The following is a 19741-nucleotide window of genomic DNA, read 5'->3' as shown; positions in this document are numbered from 1 at the left end:
TCTAACCATTATTCAGTGCTATTTTCGACTCACGAATCAGGTATTGATTGCGTTAATAGGTTAATAATTAAGAAGTTTGAAGTAAGTCTTAATTTTCGAAACAGCTTCAATGTAAGCGCAAGTCTGTTGACTTTTTCACGTATTACTTCAGTAACAACCTGCTATTTTCACCTAAGTTTTTTATTTAGGTAAACAATGTAATGGCAAAGAAACAAAAAATAGCCAGCTTAGAGTTTGCACGTATCATTGCGATGCTTGCGATTGTGGGTTTGCATTGCCAGATGGCACTGACGTACTGGCAGTGGAATGGGATACCATGGGTTGGCTATATGCTCAACCAACTGGCTCGTTTTGCTGTTCCGCTGTTCTTTCTCATCTCGGGTTATCTAATCCAGCCGAAGTTGAGTCACTCACCTATCGATACTCTTAAGAACTACGCCAAACCGTTAATGAAGGTTTGGCTCATTTGGAGCATGATCTGTTTACTGATGCCATTCCAATGGCAGAAGGTCGCTGAGGCAGGATATCTCGCCGAAAGGCAAGGTTATTGGGGGTACTTAATGTCAACCCCGATCAATTCACTCATCGAAGGCGGACTCGTTCATCTGTGGTTTATTCCGGCTCTGGTCATTGCCGTAGCGTTAATTGCCTTTCTCGTGCATATCAATATGGTGCAACTGATACTGCCAACTGCAGTATTGCTATACATATACGGGGTCTTTGCTGGCAGTTACGCGACCATTACCGACCTGCCAGCGCCTTTCTTTACTCGTAACGGGCCTTTTTTCAGCACGTTGCTAGTTGCTCTAGGTTATTTCGCACGAGAAGTGCAGTGGCGGTGGTCGCGAAACAATACGGTTCGATGCATTATTCTTGGCATGGCACTGCATTTTGGTGAAGCTTACTGGCTGATGCAACATGACATCGCTTTCAACTCGCACGACTTCCTATTCGGTACCGTTATCTGGGCTGTAGGTGTCTTTATGTGGCTTTTGGCTCACCCTCATTTTGGCGACATGCCTTGGGTCTTCAAACTATCTCCTTGCGTGTTAGGAATATATGTTAGCCATCTGCTTATCATAATTGTCATGATGAATGTCGCTGAATTTATCGGGCTGCAACACCTCGCGAAAGATGTGTTTATCTATCCTGCAACGATTGTTGCAACCATACTGCTTGTGAAAGCAATTGATGCTTCACCGTTGAAAAAATGGCTCCTACGCTAAATGCATTCAGCTCTAGATATAGCTAGCTTTAACTCAAAAGGGTTAGAGCTAGCCAGTTAAAAATGAGGTTTCTCTCTCACTGACCAATTTTTGACTTTCTAATCCTTCAGAATTTGCTTTCACTCACAAAAAACATTGTTCATTTCCTTTAAATTGGCTCGACTATTACAACATTGCTCATTAAACGGAGGCTGTATGTGGGCAGGTCAAGGACTCGTTCCTTTTTTAGAGATTAGTCACTGGTTAACTTACGGTTTATATGCCGCTGCGGTTTTATTCGGCGCAGCAAGCATTGCGTCACTCAGAAAATAGTGGCGCACACTATCATTTCCTAACTCCTACTGTTAATTCGAGCTCTCTCACAACTAACTCATTCATTTGTGGCTAATATTTCTCCAACCAGACAAAGGAGAAATGTCTATGCCGATCTATCCAATTGTGGCTTTCTGCTGTTTGTTGTTCTCTAGCGCCACCTTTGCTGCATCAACCAATGAACTGAATCTTGTTAATTCTGGTGTCGGTTACGCGGCTCTGATTATCTTTTCGTTCGCTTACATACTGGTTATGTTGGAAGAGTATCTGAAAATGAGAAAATCCAAGCCTGTGCTGCTCGCTGCAGGGTTAATTTGGATTCTGATTGGCTACACCTTTGCTCAGCACAACCAGCCTGAAATCGCCAAATCCGCACTAGAACACAACTTGTTGGAATATGCCGAGTTGCTGCTGTTTTTGCTCGTGGCGATGACTTACATCAACGCAATGGAAGAACGCAAACTCTTCGATGCCTTACAGGCGTGGATGGTTGGTAAAGGTTTTGGATTCAAAAAGTTGTTCTGGCTGACGGGGTTTCTCGCTTTTGTCATTTCACCGATTGCCGATAACTTAACTACGGCCCTTTTGATGTGCGCTGTAGTGATGAAAGTCTCTGGTGATAATCCTAAGTTCGTCAATCTTGCTTGTATCAACATTGTTATCGCAGCCAACGCTGGCGGTGCATTCAGCCCATTTGGTGATATTACAACCCTGATGGTGTGGCAGGCCGGTCATGTCAGCTTTGCTGAGTTCATTCCGTTGTTTGTACCGTCATTGGTGAACTACTTGGTTCCCGCATTTTTGATGTCACTTTTTGTTCCAAACACAAAACCGAATACGATTCACCAACACGTTGAGCTAAAACGCGGGGCAAGGCGTATTGTCGCGTTGTTCATTTTGACGATTGCCACCGCAGTCTCTTTCCATGCTGTGCTGCACTTCCCACCCGTTATGGGCATGATGATGGGCTTGGCGTACTTACAGTTTTTCGGATATTTTTTGCGCCAAACTCTCAAACACTCACTCGCAAAAAAAGCAGCTATGGCAATTGCCAATGGCGATGATCAGGCATTGAAGCGCTTAGGCTCAGTGGTTCCGTTTGATGTGTTTCATCGTGTGTCTCGAGCTGAATGGGACACCTTGTTGTTCTTCTACGGTGTTGTAATGTGTGTTGGCGGTTTAAGTTTACTTGGCTACCTCGAACTGGTTTCAAACGTCATGTACACGCAATGGAACCCAGTCTGGGCAAACGTAATGGTTGGTGTCCTATCTGCAATCGTCGATAACATTCCGGTTATGTTTGCTGTACTGACCATGGAACCAAGCATGTCGATGGGCAACTGGCTACTGGTCACATTAACCGCAGGTGTCGGTGGCAGTTTGCTTTCCATTGGCTCCGCGGCAGGCGTCGCTTTAATGGGAGCCGCGCGTGGACAATACACCTTCTTTGGCCACTTAAAGTGGGCTCCCGTCATCGCCTTGGGTTATGCCGCCAGTATTGCGGTACACTTGTGGATGAATAGCGGTTTATTTACTTAAAAACACCTAGAATTAGTCACTTAACTTGCAATGTAACCTAACGGTCGGATGGATGGTTAACGCCATCCATCACTTCAATCGCTCCCAAATCATATGGGTTGACGCCCTCTAAGCAGCCGACATTATAGCCATACTCACTCGGGTCAGAACGACGCTGATGGTGCGTATAAATACCGCACTCGCCACAGAAAAAGTGCTTCGCAGTGTGTGTATTAAATTGATACTGCTTCAAGACGTCTTCGCCTTGCACAATACGAATACCGTTCAAAGGTACAGATGCTACAATCGCGCCACGACGTCGACACATAGAACAGTCACACCGTCTCGGCTTCTCAATACCATTGGGTAACGCCAGTTCCAGCTCAACTTTTCCACAGTGACAACTCAGTCGATGTAATGTGTTGATTTGGGTGTTGCCAACTTTCTTAATCATAACTTTTCCTTGTTGTTTTTCTATCTGTGTACATTATGTTAAACAGGTTAATATCATCATAATTTCGTCCAAAAACTCGACATCCATCACTTTTCGCGACATTTTATTGGCCGATTTGTTAGTTGCTATTTTGGCGACTGTCTATCGCGTCCGTGAGACGTGTTATCTCCGGCGCGGTTTTTAAACCAAGGAAATTAATTTATGGACAAAGATCATAGCCTAAGAGAGAACCTCTTGGCTCTGACGCTCGGCAGTGCGTTGGTGTCACTTGGGGTGATATTTTTTAGCAAAGTAGGATTGCTCACTGGCGGTACGGCTGGTTTGGCGATCTTCCTAACCAAAGTGAGTGACTTCAGTTTTGGTCAGATATTTTTCGCTCTTAACCTCCCTTTTTATATTTTATCTGTGATGCGCATGGGTTGGCGCTTCACTATCAATACCTTTATTGCGGTTTCGATTGTCTCTTTTGCGGTCGATCATCTGCATCATGTGATTGAGATTTCACGAATCGAACCTTTCTATGCGGCACTTTTGGGTGGTGGGCTGATTGGAATCGGTATGTTGGTAATTTTCCGTCACAAAATGAGTTTGGGTGGCTTTAACATTCTAGCGTTGTACCTTCAGGAACGTTTTGGAGTTCGAGCGGGTAAAGTTCAAATGGCGTTAGATTGTGCCATCGTGGTGATGTCACTGTTCATTGTAGATGTGCACCTTATCGCTCTATCTGTTCTAGGTGCCATCGCAACGAACTTGATTTTGGCGATGAACCATAAACCAGGACGATACCAAGCAAAAGCGCAAGCAGCATAATCATCGCTGCATAGTCAACAACCCTAAAGCCCCCAGCCAGTCGCTCGGGGCTTTTTTCATTCAACGCTAAGATCACGTCAACGAGCTCGTTTTGCAGTGCTGCTGCATCTCTTCATCCAATTTAGCTTTATATTTCTGGCTAAGATGGAAGTGTACTTGCATCAACAAGTCATGTGCGTGGAACAGCTCAAACGCGTCGCTACCATTTTGCTGACAAATAACCTCACAGCGCTCAGCCAGCGCTTCGTACTGACATGCTAAGTTGTTCGCAGTGATCGCGATAGCGCGCGCTAATGGCCCTTCTGCATCGTTCGGCGTCATTCCTAACGCTGCCTTCACCAACCATTGACTCGCCAGTTCAAGCTGAACAAGTGCAGAAAGTTCATTCGAAATCAAAGCGTAAACTCGGCGTTGTTCTTGCTCTTCCAATAATTCCATATTGTCAGTGCCATCTACGAAGTAGCGCGCAACGGCAATACTGCGTTGAAATGCCAAACTCTCGGCAACCTTGCGTTCATCAAAGTGATCTAAACAAGTAAGAAACTGTTCTGGGCTCTGGAGATGCCCAATAGCGGTATGCAGCATCAATGCGAATATTCGCTCGATTTGGGTAACGTCTTCCACCTCGCTCAGAGCCGTTTCTAGCTGAGCATAAATTTGTTCGGGATTTTCCTCGTGATGCTGCCAACACTCACTCATGAAGGCATCAAAATCCGTTTTGAAAGGCATGTCCTTATTGTCCTTTTTCTGTTCGTATAACGAATATGAAACTCTACACTATCGTTACCCCTGTGTAGCACGCTTAATCCCTATATGAGAATCGCCTCACTTAAAGCGGTGTGCCTTGCTCCAACGCGAGCAAACGTTGCTTGCGCTCCACTCCACCTGCATACCCAGTCAGTTTTCCGCTTTTGCCAATAACGCGATGACAAGGCACCACGATAGAAATCGGATTCTTCCCATTTGCTAACCCAACAGCACGCACAGCTTTAGGGTTACCTATCGCATTCGCGAGATCTTGATAGCTCCACGTTTCCCCATATGGAATGGTCGTTAGTGCCTGCCAAACTTGATTTTGAAAATCAGTGCCTGTCGCTGCAAGGGGCAAGTCGAATTCGTTGCGCAGACCAGCAAAGTATTCATCCAGTTGGGTGACAGCTTGGCGCAAGACCGGATGCTGCTCGTCTCGCACCCCCAGCTCACTCGGCTTAGTGGTGCATGTTTCAAACCAAATGCCAAGTAAGCCCTCAGCGTTCGATTGGATAGTCACCGTTCCTAGTGGACTCGGCATTTCGGTATAAAATGTTTTCATGATTGATTCCATAAGTGAAACGTCGCGTAGCTTCCCCAAGGGGCCGCAGTGTGCGTATTCAGTGATGGGTAACGCTGCATCGCCTTTTTCACCACTAAGTCTTTATCTAGAAAGCAATCGGGTTGAGATTGCCCTCGCAGTTGAGCATAACTGACGGTCCAAGGTCCAATGCCTTTCAAAGCTAGCCACTGCTGGGGGTCAGCTTCTGAGTTGTCCTGCATAAACTGGGCGAAGCGCACTAGCGTCTCTTTACGGCTTTGCGGCATGCGCAAAAAGCTCACGTCGGCGTTCGCAATATCACTGGGAGTCGGGAAAAAACGTTTTTCTGACTCTCCACTAAGTGTGGCCACCAATAAGTTAAGTTGACCAATCGCAGCTTTAACCGACACTTGCTGGCCTAAAATCGCTCTAACCCCTGCTTCCCATGCATTCCATACACCAGGAATACGAATACCTTTACTCGACACGAGCCCAGGCGCAACATACTCCAAATGCTGCTCAACAGTACAAATATCAGCGTCAAGATCGAACATACGACGAATGTCAGACACCAAGTTTTGCAGCTTCGTTACGTCTTCAATTTCAAACGCCAGTTCTAAGTATCCTTCACCTTTTGTCGCTTTAAACCAGGCTTTGCTGTTATCCAAAAAAACGTTGCGCTGATAACTCTCATCACTCACCAGCTCAACCCCCTCAACCGCTCGCAAACGATAGAAGTCCAACATGTGCGACCAATTCAACTCACCTCGATAAGGTAAGGCAATTCGATTGCAACCCGCACCATCAAACTCTTTACGGCGTACTTGAGAAGGCGTTAGTTTGAGAAACTTTTGAAAAGCATCGTTAAAGCGGCGCGTACTGTTAAAACCTGATGCAAACCCCACGTCGGTGACCGACATAGAGCTGGAGTGAAGCAACTGTTTGGCGAACATTAGTTGCTGATATTGCGCATACTGCTTGGGTGACATACCTAGATACTGCTCAAACAACATACGTAAGTAACGGTCAGAAATCCCAACACGCTCAGCCAACTCAGACACCGAATGGTGATGCAACTCCCCTCTATCAATTAACGAAATCGCTCGTTGAAAGGTCGTCTCGACACCTTTCCATGCCCAAGATCCAGGCGCGCTGTCAGGTCGACAACGTAAACACGGACGGTACCCTGCTTGAAGGGCTTGCGTCTTATCAGCGAAATACTCAACATTTTCTTCTTTAGGCAAATTTGCCGGGCAAATCGGACGACAAAAGATTCCCGTTGTTTTTACCGCCACATAAAATCGCCCATCAAAACGACTGTCTCGCGCGACTCGCGCCTTGTGACACTGCTCGAAGGTCAGTGAGGTATGGGGGTGAATAAACATAGTGCTTTCCTTGCTCATGCCTTTTGTCATTTATTGTTCATAGGCATCGTTCAATATAGTGTTATTGTAGCTTGCTTAAGCGCCCACAATTAGCCATTTTCGGAACTCAATATTGAGATTTATTGGCATTAGCGCTTTTGTACACTAAAGTTAGATCCAGAACATCACAACAACGTCGGCTAAAGGGAATTGGCATGGACTTACATACTTGCGTAATTGTATTAAGAAACCAAAAGGTTATTACCAGTAAATCCGTAGATCATTCTATTGGAATTATCGAACGAGACTCAGATAACGAGATCTCAGAAATTCAGATTAATGCGACGGATGGACGTAATATTCGAACTTATCACTACAACAATGTAGAGGAGTCATTAGAGAGCTTAATGAACCTCTGACGGTTTTCTTTAAGGCACCTTTCTCCCTTGTTAAAAGCGAAAGCAATAGAGCACAGTACATGTGCTCTTTTTTTGTTTAACAGCAAAAATGTTTATCGAAAATAATGACAGACCTTGATTTAAAACAGACAGTAATCGGCAAATAAACACTCGAATATAAAAATCAAGACATTGATTTAAATAAATAAAAACCAACTATTCAATTTTTTAGAACGAGTTTATCAAAATCCTCCCGTTATTTTTATGTTCGCCTCTACCTAAACTGTTCTCAACAGCACGGGAGCACACGCTTCCCACTCATTGAAAAGAGTCAGAGGACAGAATCATGAAAGCACTATTACAGAAAATTACCACATCAAACGCAGGTTACAGCGCACTATCACTTCGCGTTCCAATCGGCATTATCTTTATGGCGCACGGCGCACAAAAACTATTTGGCTGGTTTGGTGGCTACGGGCTAGAAGGCACAGGTCAGTGGATGGCATCTATCGGTTTAGGTCCTGGCGTGCTCATGGCGTTACTTGCGGGCAGCGCAGAGTTCTTTGGCGGCTTGTTCATTTTACTTGGTCTGCTAACTCGACCAGCAGCGGTTGCTTTGGCGTTCACGATGGTGGTAGCGATATTCTCTGTCCACTTTGAAAATGGCCTGTTCATGGCAAACAACGGTTACGAGTTTGGCTTAGCATTACTGGCAGCAAGCGTTTCTCTGGCGTTCTCTGGCGCAGGTAAAGCAGCGTTAGATAACTTTTTAAACAAAAAGCTCTCTTAAGGAGGCCTTATGATTACGGTAAGACATGCAGCAGACCGAGGTCGAGCAAACTTTGGCTGGCTTGATAGCAAACATACGTTTTCTTTTGGTAGCTACTACGATCCTCAACATATGGGCTTTTCTGAGCTGAGAGTCATTAATGACGATGTAGTCAAGCCTGGCGCGGGTTTTGATACACATGGCCACCGTGATATGGAGATCATCAGCTATGTGTTGGAAGGTGTTATCGCACACAAAGACAGTGAAGGTAACGTCAAAACACTACCTGCAGGTGAATTCCAACTCATGTCGGCAGGGAAAGGGATTTACCACAGTGAGTACAATGCGTCGAACCAAGATACGCTGCGGTTTCTACAGATTTGGATTCAACCAAACGCATTTGGAACCAAACCAGGTTATCAGCAAAAAGATTTTGGGCGCAATCCTGGGTTAACGACTATCGCAACTCCAACTGGAGAAAACGGCACGCTACTTATCAAGCAAGATGCGACTTTGCATCAGTTAATTCTTGAGCCAAGTAGCGAACTAAACTTTGAGATTGAGTCGGGCCGAAATCTATTCATCCATCAAGTGACAGGCAGCCTTAGTGTCGACAATACCACTTTGACGGCTGGCGACGGCGCGAAGATTGAACACCAAAGTAAGGTTGTTTTGCGCAATACATCAAACGAAAGCACAACAGCCCTGTTGTTTGACTTACCATAACTATCGATTCATCGAGATAAAAACAAAGCCGCCTTGATTTCTCAAGGCGGCTTTTTCGTTTTTCTGACTTTTCATTCAACGCTATTCGTCGGAAGTGCCAGAACCAATTTGCTGAAAACTGTAAGCGGTCAGTGGATCGATCTCTTTGACAATTTCTTCCACTTGCTTAATCGCGTCTACAGACGAGCTAGCTTTACGATAGCTCAAATAGATAGGGCGACACCAATCTTCTACTCCAGACACCTTGTGAAGCTGCCCATTAGCGATAAATGGCTCCACGAGAGAGATTGGTAAGTACGCGGCTCCACCCTTCTCTAAAATAAAGTCCAATGCGATACGCGCTGTTGAAGTGCGTAAATATGGAGCCGGAATCTTAGGGTGACGTTCAGAATGCTCTGAGGAGAAACGCGTCCCCCAGTCAACGTACACATATTTGTTTTCGAAAACGGTGTCTAAAGAATCTTTCTCAGTTGATACCAGAACGAGAACAACATCTGCCACTTTTTTACAGTTAAGCTCATCAGCTTTGATCTGATCGAACGCAAATGCCATATCTAACGTGCGCTCTAGCAAGCTACGACTGAGCATCTCACGTCCCATCACTTCTGCCATGAAGCCATAACCACCAAACGAATCTGTGACGACACTTAAACAATTCTGTAAATAAGCGTCCCAAATGTTTGGCGTGCCACCTAACGTTAGTTGCAGCGCTTTGCCATCTTCAAGCGATAATTCTAGCTTCGCTTGTTGCAATGTAGTGACCATTACCTCGGCATAGCTGATTAAGCGCTCACCTGCAGAGGTCAACTTTATGTTATTTCGATCACGAATAAACAATTGCGTATCGAAGTAACTTTCCAATTGTTTGATACGTGCGCTCACAGCGGCTTGGGTAATATAAAGGTTCTCAGCAGCACGTCCAAAGTGACGAACTCTTGCCAGCTCTAAAAATGTTCGAAAGACTTTTACATCCATAAACCATCTCCTGGTTAATATAAAACCAGATTAACAACTAATTAAAATCATGACGACAAAAAAGTTTTGTTTTTCTTTTGTTAGATTTAAGCCTAATTTTCGCCGTAAGTTCACTACATTCATCAATAACGGTTACAGAGGCTGTTGACATGTCTGACACTGAATTCCGTCATGGCAAAAAACGTTTTTACGATAACGTAAAATTCCCACGCGGCTTTGCAAAGTCTGGCGATTTTACTCTTTCAGAAGAGGAAATCCTAACAATTTATGGGGATACAATGCTTGGCTTAGAGTCAGGCGAATTAACACCTGAAAACAGCGAAGAGAAACACTTCATCAAGGTGTTAGAAAACCCGGGCAAAGCAAAAACAAAACTTGAGCGTACGTGGCTAAAGTACACCCAACTTGCTCGTGGTCGCAAGCGCTTCCATACGCTAAATGGTCGTAACAAGCCTGACGCCACAGAAGAATACATTGAAGAGAGTTTGGTTGAAGACGATTAATAACCAATAACCTAGTTCTCGCCTTTTTCTAGCAGTAGGCGAAAGCTCGTTTGACTTTACTGAGCGAGCAAGACAAGCTCATTTCTTCTCCTAAAGCCCAAGGGGGCATTCTCCCAAGGGCTTTTTTAATATTTGGGTGATGACCGTTTACTTGGCGAGCGTCGCAATCTTTTTCAGAAAGCTCTCTTTCAAATGCTCTTGGTCATATTCCAAGTGATAGGTGTTGTGGAAGCCAATTTTTAGCTCAACACCATTCCCTCTCAAGAAAACGTTGTACCCATCGTAGTCAGAAAACGCTTCTACACCTTCATACATTTTACCAAATTCGGTTGGCGTACCGTTGTTCATCACACATTCGTAAGCCTGTAGTACTTTGCTCGGATCTAACTCATTTTTCATACCGAATTCCTCACTGGTTTACACATTTCAATTATGGTTAAAGAATGAGCGCCATGCCATATCTAACCCATAATATTTGAAGTTCGTATGCGATTTCGCACTCTGTAGGTTGTTAAAAAACAAGGTTAAGTGCGAAGGCAGAACTTAATTTAGATCATAAATTTTATCTATTGATTCGTCAGTTTCATAATGCAATTTCTTTGTAAAAAATCGTCTTATAAAAGCATTTAGATATAAAAATCGTCGACAAAACCAACATTGGTTAAAGAAAAAGCAAAATTTTGACCTAAAACAATAGCAGTTCGCCATTACTTATTTTATAATGCGAATTAATGTTTCAGTACATCGTCAATTCCAATAACTAGGGGCACAAAATGAGACTTATCCCGTTAACTCGAGCAGCACAAGTAGGTAAGTGGGCAGCTGCGCATATCGCTAAGCGTATCAACGACTTTAAACCTACTGCTGAGCGTCCATTCGTTCTGGGTCTACCAACTGGTGGCACTCCTCTAGCAACCTACAAAGCCCTAATCGAGCTTTACCAAGCCGGCGAAGTCAGCTTCAAAAACGTCGTGACTTTTAACATGGATGAGTACATTGGCATCCCTGCGGATCACCCAGAATCTTACCGCTCGTTCATGTACAACAACTTCTTTAATCACATTGATATTCAAGAAGAAAATATCAACCTACTGAACGGTAACACAGACGATCACGACGCAGAATGTAAGCGTTACGAAGACAAAATTAAGTCTTACGGCAAGATCAACCTGTTCATGGGCGGCGTGGGTAACGACGGTCACATCGCGTTCAACGAGCCAGCGTCATCTCTTTCTTCTCGTACTCGCATCAAGACCCTCACTGAAGACACTCGCATTGCGAACTCTCGCTTCTTTGACGGCGACATCAACCAAGTGCCTAAATACGCGCTGACTATCGGTGTTGGTACGCTTCTAGACTCAGAGGAAGTGATGATCTTGGTCACTGGCCATAACAAAGCTCAGGCACTTGAAGCAGCCGTGGAAGGTTGTGTAAACCATCTATGGACAGTTTCTGCACTTCAGCTTCACCCTAAAGCGGTGATCGTATGCGACGAACCAGCTCAACAAGAACTGAAAGTGAAGACAGTGAAGTACTTCTCTGAGCTAGAAGCAGAAAACATCAAAGGCTTTTAACCCATAGGATGGCAGCCTAGAAATACACTAAAAATACAAAACCCGTGTTGAACACGGGTTTTTTCTTATCTGAACAGCGGGCTTAAGTCGTCAATAAGCTTTAATACCAAACTGACGAAGACGCTTAGGAAGCACTTCATCCAACTTGTCTAGTTCACTCGGTTCGACTTCGATAAGATTGAAATGATGCTGCTCATAAACAGTACGAATGGTCTCACGGTCGGCCTGAGCCATCTCCCCATCGTCACTTCCCCAAAATTGCAAATAGACTTTGCCACCTGGCAAGTAAAAATCGCTAGTGACATCTTGGTCAATCGGCAACTGACGCTCATAAGCGTGCACTACACCAGCCAAGTACAGCCAGTTGTCAATGAGCAACTCACCCTTAGAGCGTACGTAATGCCCATCTAATGTTCGGTGCTTGGCTTCAAATTTTTGGCGAAAGCTTGAGTACGATTTATCCGTAGAATGTGACTCCGCGTCTTGCCCTAAAAACTCAATGACAGACTGCTTAAGACGCTTGTTACGCAGCACCACATCGTGCCATACGACAAAGGTATTTTGTGTTTCTTTATCGGTTCTTTGCTGCCCACCAGCGCGCACACCAGCTTCTGTGACACTCCATCCCTCTTCGGATTTGGTCAACCAACCCAGTTCACTCAAAAGCTGGTTCATGCGCTTCGCATTCAATTTCAGCTTTTCACCCAGTTGTGTCGCGCTCAATGTTTTCCCTGAGCTGGGAGTCAGCTCAATATGTAAGTTGGTCGGCCAGACGATGAACTGGCCAAATTTAGGGTGATCCACATACTCACCGCCAAACTTTGCCCCTTCTTCGGTCAAAATCCACTTTTCATCTTGGCGAACGATGTAGCCTGCACGTTTGAGATCGGCAAACAGCAGCTTAGCTTCTACCTTGCGCATTTTCGCTAATGCCGACGTCGATATTTTTTCAGACATGTGGGTACCTCATGCTGCTGCAAAATTGAACACTATGTCGTCATAGTAACGCATTGATTTCACGGCTTGAAGTCAGGCAAACAAGATTTCGTGTTACAAATAGCAAAGCCAGCGTATAGGTGCTGGCTTTGTTATTTCGGTAAAAAAGCGAATGTTATCGAATAAAAGCGATGCACCCTTGCAAAATCACTAAATTCACAATGTCGATGAAGAATGCACCGACAATTGGAACCACCATAAATGCTTGTGGTGATGGACCATATCGACTCACGATGGAGCCCATATTCATGACCGCAGTCGGTGTAGCACCTAACCCAAAACCGCAGTGTCCGCTAGCGATCACCGCCGCATCGTAGTTGCCTCCCATCATGCGGAATGTTACGTAGTAAGTGAACATCGCCAACACTGCCGACTGAATAGCAAGAATAATAAGGAATGGGATCGCAAGATCGAAAATATTCCACAATTTCAAACTCATCAAGGCCATGGCAAGAAATAGAGATAGTGCAACCGTGCCAAGAATATCAACGGTTTCTAAATCAACCTTGCGCGCCTTCGTCACTTCCATGATGTTAGTGATAACAACACCAATAAACAGCGCATACACAAAATCGGGAATCATTAGCCACTTGATGTCAAAACTGCTTACCCAACTCTCGAGATACTTCGCGCCTGTCACGCAAAGTAGAATGATGGACAAGCTTTCAACGACTCTTTTCGCTGTGACACGATCTTCCTCATGTTCGTTGTACGTCACCAGTTCAGGGAAACTCTGATGACTTTGATTGGTGCGTCCGTATTCCGATTCCAAGTTGTGTTTGTTTAGTAGCTTTTGTGCAACAGGGCTGCCAATAATCCCGCCCATCACCAAGCCAAATGTAGCAGAAGCCATTGCCACCTCTAGAACATTATGCAAACCATACATTTCTTGAAAAGTTTGCGACCACGCAGCTCCAGTTCCATGTCCGCCAGAAAGCGTAATGGATCCGGCGATCAACCCCATGAGTGGATCTAACCCCAACGCTGTTGCTAAGGACACGCCGACCGCATTTTGGATAAGAATGTAGACCGATGCCACAACTAGGAAGATGAAAACCTTCGCACCGCCTTTAATCAGTTGGGTGTAATTTGCCGCTAAGCCAACGGTTGCAAAAAACATCAGCATAAAGACGTTTTGCAGTGGTAAATCAAAGGAAACATCCACACCGTTTAAGTGCATCGTCGTGATGACGCAAGCGACCACTAGACCACCAACAATTGGCTCTGGAATATTAAATTTTTTTAAGGTTGGTAACTTGGTATTGATGAACTGCCCTAAAAACAACACGCAAATTGCGACGAGGAACGACTCCTGTGGGCCGATAGATATTACCTGATTCATGAGACCTCTTTACTCTACTCTTTCTCATTCATTGAGCACGCGCTCAACGTGAGATAGGTGCCTAAGCCAGTCAGATTGCCTCTCGAAACTTTTGTTTTCTAGGCCTCTTTGACCATTGATTCTCATCAAGTAAGAAATAGGCAGACCTAAAATTATGCTAATTATCATTCAGTGAGAATATTCATTTAGAACAGGCGATAAGTGTATTGATGGGAAGAGAAAAACAACACTTCTCAACTTATGAGAAGCAATTAATTTCCATATAAAACAAAACCTCAAAACAACGACCACATAGGTGGATATTTAGAGCGAATAAGACAGGCGGATACACTAGGTTTTAAATTATTACTTTCTCTCTAACGCACTAGGTGTTATACATATATATAACACCATCTCAACCAAGAGATTCACTCATGACTAATTGGCATGATCGCCAACCGATATTTCGACAGTTGGCAGACCAGATCACGCAGCAAATACTGCAAGGTGTCTGGCAAGAAGGCGATGCTCTGCCCTCCGTCCGTAGCATCTCTGCAGATATGAAAATTAACCACCTCACCGTTATGAAAGGCTATCAATTGCTTGTTGATGACGGGCTAGTGGAGAAAAAACGCGGTCAAGGTATGTTTGTCGCTTCAGGAGCAAAGCTCAAATTACTCGCAGACGAGAAGGCACGTTTTCTTCAGCAACAAATTCCGCAGATAGCCGACACAATACAGCGTCTGGATATGTCACTCGACGAATTCATTCAACAACTAAAACCACACTTGAAAGGTGACCAATGAGCGCATTAGTCAGTGTAAACAACGTCTCCAAGCAATATCAGCAACAAGGAGAAGCACTGCATGAAGTGAGTTTCGACCTACATGCAGGACAAGTACTTGGCTTACTCGGCCATAATGGCGCAGGTAAATCAACGCTTATTAATGCCCTACTCGGTGCACATGAATATCAGGGCACTATTCGTATCAACGGATTTGAACCTATTATGCAACGCGACAAGATAATGCAGAGCTTATCCTACATCTCGGATGTCAACGTTCTGCCAGATTGGATGACCGTTGCTCAACTGCTTAACTATACCGAGGGCGTGCATCCAGGGTTCAATCGCGCCCAAGCAGATACGCTACTTCGTCAAACGGACATCAAACCTCGTGCGCGCATCAAATCTTTATCCAAAGGGATGAAGGTGCAATTACACCTCGCGATTGTGATCGCGACCAACACCCAAATCCTCATATTGGATGAACCGACACTCGGGTTAGATCTCGTGTATCGCGAGACGTTTTATCGTCACTTATTGGAATGGTTTCACGACGGCGAGCGCGTGTTGATCATCGCCAGTCATGAAGTATCAGAGATTGAGCACTTGCTGACAGATGTTCTGATTCTTAAGCATGGTCGCCCCGTTCTGCAAACCTCGATGGACAGTATCAGTGAAGACTATTTCATTCTTGAAGCCAACGACGAGCACCGCACACAAATTGAAGCGATGAACCCACTCTCGTCACAAAAAGGCCTCGGTTCAACGAAATGGTTACTCAAAGCCCAGTATGCCCAACAAGCAGAAACAATGGGTTCCATCCATGGGGTGAAATTAGCGGATTTATTTTTAGCATTGCAGAAGGAGGCAGCGTAATGCGTTCAGTTGTCGCGATATTGCAAAAAGAGTGGTTAGAAAACCCTCTTGTTTTACGTATTCCACTGTTTGTGTTGGCGTGTGGAGTTATTCTCTTTGTGAGTTTAATGAGTAACGACACTCTACAACACAATATGTTTTTCCAAATGAGCTTTGGTGGCGATGTCAGTGACATTCACAAAGAGCTTGGTGATGACGTCAATATGTTGATTACCGGAGGAGCAGGGCTGCTGTCTATCTTGTTAGCCGTTCAGTACTTCCCAAGAACGCTACGCAAAGAACGGGCGGAAGGCAGCATTATGTTTTGGCGCAGTATGCCTGTCAGTGACATAAAAACCCATTTAGTGAAGCTAGGGTTTGGCTTATTGGTGATTCCGCTCGTCTGCTCGGTGCTCGTACTCGCTGCAAATTTAATGTTGTGGTTGCTGAACATCTCTACTGATCACCAATTGGCTTTATTGTACCGCCAAGCCTCGTTAGGTTACGTGCTGCTGCATTGGGGAGAGTTTTTAATCAGAATGTTGTTCGCCGGTATTCTGCTGTTACCGCTGGCATTAACTGCGATGGCTATTTCACAAAAAGTGAACTCACCACTGGTCATTTTGTTTATCGCCATTTATGCGCTACGTTGGATGCCTATCGCACTTTTTGGTTACTACGGGCTAGATCACTTTTTCTCCGAAGTGCTTTACCTTCCGCTGCACGCCATTATTACACCAAACCCATTCAATACCATTCCTCAAGCGGGTTGGTTAAACGTTGGCATTTACGCCTTCATTGGTATTCTTGGTTGGACAGCTAGCCTCAAGTTCAGCCGAACTATCCAATAATTCTTCGTTCAATAAACGACCAAGCCAAGCCATAAAAAAACGGTCACAACCAGTGTTGTGACCGTTTTTATTTCGCCTCTAGGAGCTCATCAGCTTAACTTTAACCAAGGAATGAAATGTAGCCTTGCAAGATAATTAAGTTGACGATGTCGATAAAGAAAGCGCCCACAATTGGCACCACCATAAATGCTTGTGGCGACGGGCCAAATCGGTTAACGATCGAACCCATGTTCATTACGGCTGTTGGGGTTGCACCCAAGCCAAAACCGCAGTGCCCCCCTGCAATAACAGCAGCATCGTAGTTGCTTCCCATCACTTTGAACGTAACATAGTACGTAAAGATTGCTAAGACGACAGACTGCACAGCTAAAATAACCAAGAATGGAATCGCTAGATCGAAGATATTCCATAACTTCAAGCTCATCAGAGCCATCGCTAAGAACAGAGATAGCGATACCGTACCTAACATATCGACCGTTTCGGCATCTAACTTACGAATCTTGGTCACTTCCAAGAAATTCGTAATGATCACACCAATGAATAGCGCATATACGAAGTCTGGAATCATCAGCCATGAGATTTCATACGTGCTTACCCATTGCTCGACATACTTGGCCCCAGTAACACAGATCAGTAGGAAGAAGAGTTTCTCCACCACTTTTTTCGCCGTTACTTTATCTTCTTCGTATTCATTGTAAGTCACCAACTCCGGGAATTTCTCGTGAGTTTTGGCATCTCGACCACCACGACCATACTCAGACTCTATGCTGTTCTTTTCCACCAGACGCTGCGCTACAGGGCTACCAATGATACCGCCGATGATCAAACCAAAAGTCGCTGATGCCATTGCAATTTCTAAGACGTTATCCAATCCATACACGTCTTGAAAGGTTTGTGACCACGCAGCACCTGTACCATGACCACCTGACAGAGTAATCGAGCCAGCAATTAACCCCATCAAAGGATCTAAACCGAGCGCCGCCGCAAGTGAAACGCCAACGCCGTTTTGTATGATGATGTAAAACGATGCGACAGCTAAGAAGATAAAAACCTTCGCACCTCCTTTCATCAACTGAGTGTAATTTGCGGCCAAACCAACTGTCGCAAAAAACATTAACATAAACGTATTTTGTAATGGCAAGTCGAACTCTAAATCGATGCCGTTGAAATGAAGAGCAGTAATCATGCAGGCTACAATAAGACCACCTACAATCGGCTCAGGTATGTTGAATTTCTTTAAAATCGGTAGCTTAGCATTAATAAAATGCCCCAGGAAAAGCACACTGATTGCGACCAAGAAGGACTCCAGTGCACCTACAGATATTAAATGATTCATATCGCCTCTTATTATTGTTCTCTTCATTCTCCGTAATGAATGAGTGTTAGTTTAACCTTCGTTCAATAGCAAATTTTCTCGCTTTATTGTTTCGAAAATACTCAAAAAGTTGGTGTAGATGCGCCTTAGGCTAGTTTAAGGGGCGCTCCTTAAGCGATGTGTCAGTTTTTACGCTGTTAGCAAGCCCTTAAATGTGAAAGGAGCTGATACAGCTCCTTCAAATGGCCCCTCGCAATACCTGTGCGTTATCGCTTGGGGTGTCGTGTTGTGAGTAAATTCTGGGTGACACTTTCTGAACCACTTCGGGCTCCCTTACTTAAACAGAATGTGTCAATTACTATCAAACAAAGTTCCTTCCCGTTGTAACCGCTAAACGCCGAGAGCGCGTTCAAAACAATTGGGTTTGCCTGTTCCTGTCGTAGCTTTTCAACTCTGGCTCATGGTGTATAAACGAGCCGAATCCAAGGAAACTCTCAGGCTGCAACAAACGTTTTCGTCACAACGGAGCAGGATTATAACATATCGCTGATAATTTTCTTCAATTCAGTGACATTCACCAACCCCATGGTTAAACCTTGCAATGATTAACTGCCTATTATCATTTTCACAGATAAAAATCGAAGCACAGTTACTCAGTAAGCTTCTTAGAAAACGATGCATAGCTAATAACTTCACCGCCGTTCTTATCCAAGAGGTCTTGATAAACGCCCTAGAGAACCAAGCAGCCGAAATATGCGATGTTATCATGATTGCTTTTCGAGACCGACGTCCCGACTTTGACTAATGAGTACAACCCCAACTATGCATCAGGCAAAAACATGTATAATTTTTTATACAAGTTATTCAATAACAAGAGTCCCACATGAACATTCATTCGCTTTGCGCTGCGCTATTACTCAGCGTCGTCTCATCAGCTACAGCAGCTGAAAACATTCGTATTCAATATTCTCCCGTAGAGACAACTCATGAAAAAATCGCCCAACAATCGATTCAAAGCAGCGATGTAAACACCATCTTTGCTGAGCTGTCTCAGGCCTACTTTCCATTTGATAAAGCTCTCACGCTGGTTTACGGCGGAGAAGATGGTCCAATGTATGACCCTGATACACACACAATATACGTTCCTTACACTTTTTATTTGGAGTCGCTCAATTACTTCTCCAATAATCAGTATGAAGAACGCTTCGGAAAATCCCCAAAAACAGGGGCGCTAGATACGTTATTGCACACTTTACTTCATGAAGCTGGACATGCTTACATCGAAGATCAAAGCATCCCTGTTCTCGGAAAAGAAGAAGATGCGGTCGATAATTTTGCCACTATTTTAATGATTGACTTCCTAGAAGATGGCGCAGATATGGCCATTAGCGCCGCCGACATGTTCGCATTCGAATCCGACGACAGACCGGACTACTACGATTTTGGCGAGTACATTGACGAACACAGCTTTGATTTGCAGCGTTACTTTTCAACGTTATGTCTGGTGTACGGTAGTGATCCTGAGCAATACAAAGCCTTACTCGATGAAGTAGAAAAAGACTACCTGCGTGATCGCAAAGAGTTCTGCCAATTCAATTACGGCAACATTCGCGACAATTGGCTGCATTACTTGCAAAACAATGAACCAAAAGAAAATTCGCCACGTAAAAGCGATTAGAAAATCTCAAACAAGAAAAAC

At 44.5% G+C, this 19741-nt stretch carries 21 protein-coding genes; 12 read left to right on the top strand and 9 right to left on the bottom strand.

The window, feature by feature from the left end:
• The first annotated feature begins 200 nt into the window (after positions 1 to 200).
• Both R7E29_RS12910 and nhaD read left to right on the top strand, forming a co-directional pair.
• Positions 201 to 1226, top strand: a complete 1026-nt coding sequence (locus R7E29_RS12910; protein WP_213906620.1) for an acyltransferase — start codon at positions 201 to 203, stop codon at positions 1224 to 1226.
• Positions 1227 to 1646: 420 nt separating this feature from the next.
• The gene (gene nhaD / locus R7E29_RS12905; protein WP_054576508.1) at positions 1647 to 3077 is read left to right on the top strand and encodes a sodium:proton antiporter NhaD; all 1431 of its coding nucleotides are present in this window, start codon (positions 1647 to 1649) and stop codon (positions 3075 to 3077) included.
• A gap of 37 nt (positions 3078 to 3114) precedes the next feature.
• On the opposite strand, the gene R7E29_RS12900 is transcribed toward nhaD, so the two are convergent.
• Positions 3115 to 3510, bottom strand: a complete 396-nt coding sequence (locus R7E29_RS12900) for a GFA family protein (RefSeq protein ID WP_054576509.1) — start codon at positions 3508 to 3510, stop codon at positions 3115 to 3117.
• A gap of 201 nt (positions 3511 to 3711) precedes the next feature.
• Between R7E29_RS12900 and R7E29_RS12895 the strand changes: the two genes are divergently transcribed.
• Positions 3712 to 4320, top strand: coding sequence for a YitT family protein (locus tag R7E29_RS12895; RefSeq protein ID WP_005374427.1), 609 nt, complete (start codon positions 3712 to 3714; stop codon positions 4318 to 4320).
• A gap of 72 nt (positions 4321 to 4392) precedes the next feature.
• On the opposite strand, the gene R7E29_RS12890 is transcribed toward R7E29_RS12895, so the two are convergent.
• The 3 genes from R7E29_RS12890 to R7E29_RS12880 all read right to left on the bottom strand — a co-directional run bounded on the left by R7E29_RS12890 (position 4393) and on the right by R7E29_RS12880 (position 6996).
• Positions 4393 to 5049, bottom strand: coding sequence for a hypothetical protein (locus tag R7E29_RS12890; protein WP_054576510.1), 657 nt, complete (start codon positions 5047 to 5049; stop codon positions 4393 to 4395).
• Between the two features lie 100 nt (positions 5050 to 5149).
• Positions 5150 to 5632, bottom strand: a complete 483-nt coding sequence (locus R7E29_RS12885; protein WP_005374431.1) for a methylated-DNA--[protein]-cysteine S-methyltransferase — start codon at positions 5630 to 5632, stop codon at positions 5150 to 5152.
• Positions 5629 to 6996 (bottom strand): AlkA N-terminal domain-containing protein, encoded by a 1368-nt coding sequence (locus R7E29_RS12880; RefSeq protein WP_054576511.1) that lies wholly within the window; start codon positions 6994 to 6996, stop codon positions 5629 to 5631. The genes R7E29_RS12885 and R7E29_RS12880 overlap by 4 nt, the downstream gene beginning before the upstream one ends.
• 194 nt (positions 6997 to 7190) lie before the next feature.
• Here R7E29_RS12880 and R7E29_RS12875 point away from each other — a divergent pair, with 194 nt between their 5' ends.
• The 3 genes from R7E29_RS12875 to R7E29_RS12865 all read left to right on the top strand — a co-directional run bounded on the left by R7E29_RS12875 (position 7191) and on the right by R7E29_RS12865 (position 8868).
• Positions 7191 to 7394, top strand: a complete 204-nt coding sequence (locus tag R7E29_RS12875; RefSeq protein ID WP_017633816.1) for a hypothetical protein — start codon at positions 7191 to 7193, stop codon at positions 7392 to 7394.
• A 325-nt stretch (positions 7395 to 7719) separates the two neighbouring features.
• Positions 7720 to 8163: a DoxX family protein gene (locus R7E29_RS12870; RefSeq protein ID WP_005374434.1), complete on the top strand. Its 444-nt coding sequence runs from the start codon at positions 7720 to 7722 to the stop codon at positions 8161 to 8163.
• 9 nt (positions 8164 to 8172) lie between these two features.
• Positions 8173 to 8868, top strand: a complete 696-nt coding sequence (locus tag R7E29_RS12865) for a pirin family protein (protein ID WP_047102489.1) — start codon at positions 8173 to 8175, stop codon at positions 8866 to 8868.
• A gap of 81 nt (positions 8869 to 8949) precedes the next feature.
• Here R7E29_RS12865 and R7E29_RS12860 read toward each other — a convergent pair whose 3' ends face one another.
• A complete protein-coding gene (locus R7E29_RS12860) occupies positions 8950 to 9843 on the bottom strand; it encodes a LysR family transcriptional regulator (RefSeq protein ID WP_005374436.1) in 894 nt (297 codons plus the stop codon).
• 149 nt (positions 9844 to 9992) lie between these two features.
• On the opposite strand from R7E29_RS12860, the gene R7E29_RS12855 reads away from it, so the two are divergent.
• Positions 9993 to 10346, top strand: a complete 354-nt coding sequence (locus R7E29_RS12855) for a DUF413 domain-containing protein (protein ID WP_005374439.1) — start codon at positions 9993 to 9995, stop codon at positions 10344 to 10346.
• 147 nt (positions 10347 to 10493) lie between these two features.
• Here R7E29_RS12855 and R7E29_RS12850 read toward each other — a convergent pair whose 3' ends face one another.
• Entirely contained in the window at positions 10494 to 10745 is a 252-nt protein-coding gene (locus tag R7E29_RS12850; RefSeq protein WP_005374440.1) for a DUF3081 domain-containing protein, read from the bottom strand.
• A 374-nt stretch (positions 10746 to 11119) separates the two neighbouring features.
• Between R7E29_RS12850 and nagB the strand changes: the two genes are divergently transcribed.
• Entirely contained in the window at positions 11120 to 11920 is an 801-nt protein-coding gene (nagB, locus tag R7E29_RS12845) for a glucosamine-6-phosphate deaminase (protein ID WP_005374441.1), read from the top strand.
• Between the two features lie 90 nt (positions 11921 to 12010).
• On the opposite strand, the gene R7E29_RS12840 is transcribed toward nagB, so the two are convergent.
• Both R7E29_RS12840 and gltS (R7E29_RS12835) read right to left on the bottom strand, forming a co-directional pair.
• Positions 12011 to 12877, bottom strand: a complete 867-nt coding sequence (locus R7E29_RS12840; RefSeq protein ID WP_005374442.1) for a hypothetical protein — start codon at positions 12875 to 12877, stop codon at positions 12011 to 12013.
• A gap of 154 nt (positions 12878 to 13031) precedes the next feature.
• Positions 13032 to 14258 (bottom strand): sodium/glutamate symporter, encoded by a 1227-nt coding sequence (gene gltS, locus R7E29_RS12835; RefSeq protein ID WP_005374443.1) that lies wholly within the window; start codon positions 14256 to 14258, stop codon positions 13032 to 13034.
• A 413-nt stretch (positions 14259 to 14671) separates the two neighbouring features.
• Here gltS (R7E29_RS12835) and R7E29_RS12830 point away from each other — a divergent pair, with 413 nt between their 5' ends.
• From R7E29_RS12830 to R7E29_RS12820, 3 genes are read left to right on the top strand one after another with little or no spacing between them, the layout of a single operon-like run.
• Complete coding sequence (locus R7E29_RS12830; protein ID WP_005374444.1) at positions 14672 to 15043, top strand: GntR family transcriptional regulator; 372 nt, start codon at positions 14672 to 14674, stop codon at positions 15041 to 15043.
• Entirely contained in the window at positions 15040 to 15897 is an 858-nt protein-coding gene (locus tag R7E29_RS12825) for an ABC transporter ATP-binding protein (protein ID WP_005383221.1), read from the top strand. Before R7E29_RS12830 ends, R7E29_RS12825 begins: the two co-directional genes overlap by 4 nt.
• Complete coding sequence (locus R7E29_RS12820) at positions 15897 to 16727, top strand: membrane protein (protein ID WP_042522323.1); 831 nt, start codon at positions 15897 to 15899, stop codon at positions 16725 to 16727. Before R7E29_RS12825 ends, R7E29_RS12820 begins: the two co-directional genes overlap by 1 nt.
• 100 nt (positions 16728 to 16827) lie before the next feature.
• Here the strand turns inward: R7E29_RS12820 and gltS (R7E29_RS12815) are convergent, their stop codons facing one another.
• Positions 16828 to 18063 carry a sodium/glutamate symporter gene (gene gltS / locus R7E29_RS12815; protein WP_005374448.1) on the bottom strand — a complete coding sequence of 412 codons (1236 nt, stop codon included), beginning with the start codon at positions 18061 to 18063 and terminating at the stop codon, positions 16828 to 16830.
• Positions 18064 to 18925: 862 nt separating this feature from the next.
• Here gltS (R7E29_RS12815) and R7E29_RS12810 point away from each other — a divergent pair.
• A complete protein-coding gene (locus R7E29_RS12810; RefSeq protein ID WP_005383215.1) occupies positions 18926 to 19720 on the top strand; it encodes a DUF4344 domain-containing metallopeptidase in 795 nt (264 codons plus the stop codon).
• Positions 19721 to 19741 lie beyond the last annotated feature (21 nt).

The sequence above is a fragment of the Vibrio sp. Vb1729 genome (assembly GCF_033338655.1).
Taxonomy (GTDB): Bacteria; Pseudomonadota; Gammaproteobacteria; order Enterobacterales; family Vibrionaceae; genus Vibrio; species Vibrio alginolyticus.
This window is presented reverse-complemented; position numbering and strand designations above follow the sequence as displayed.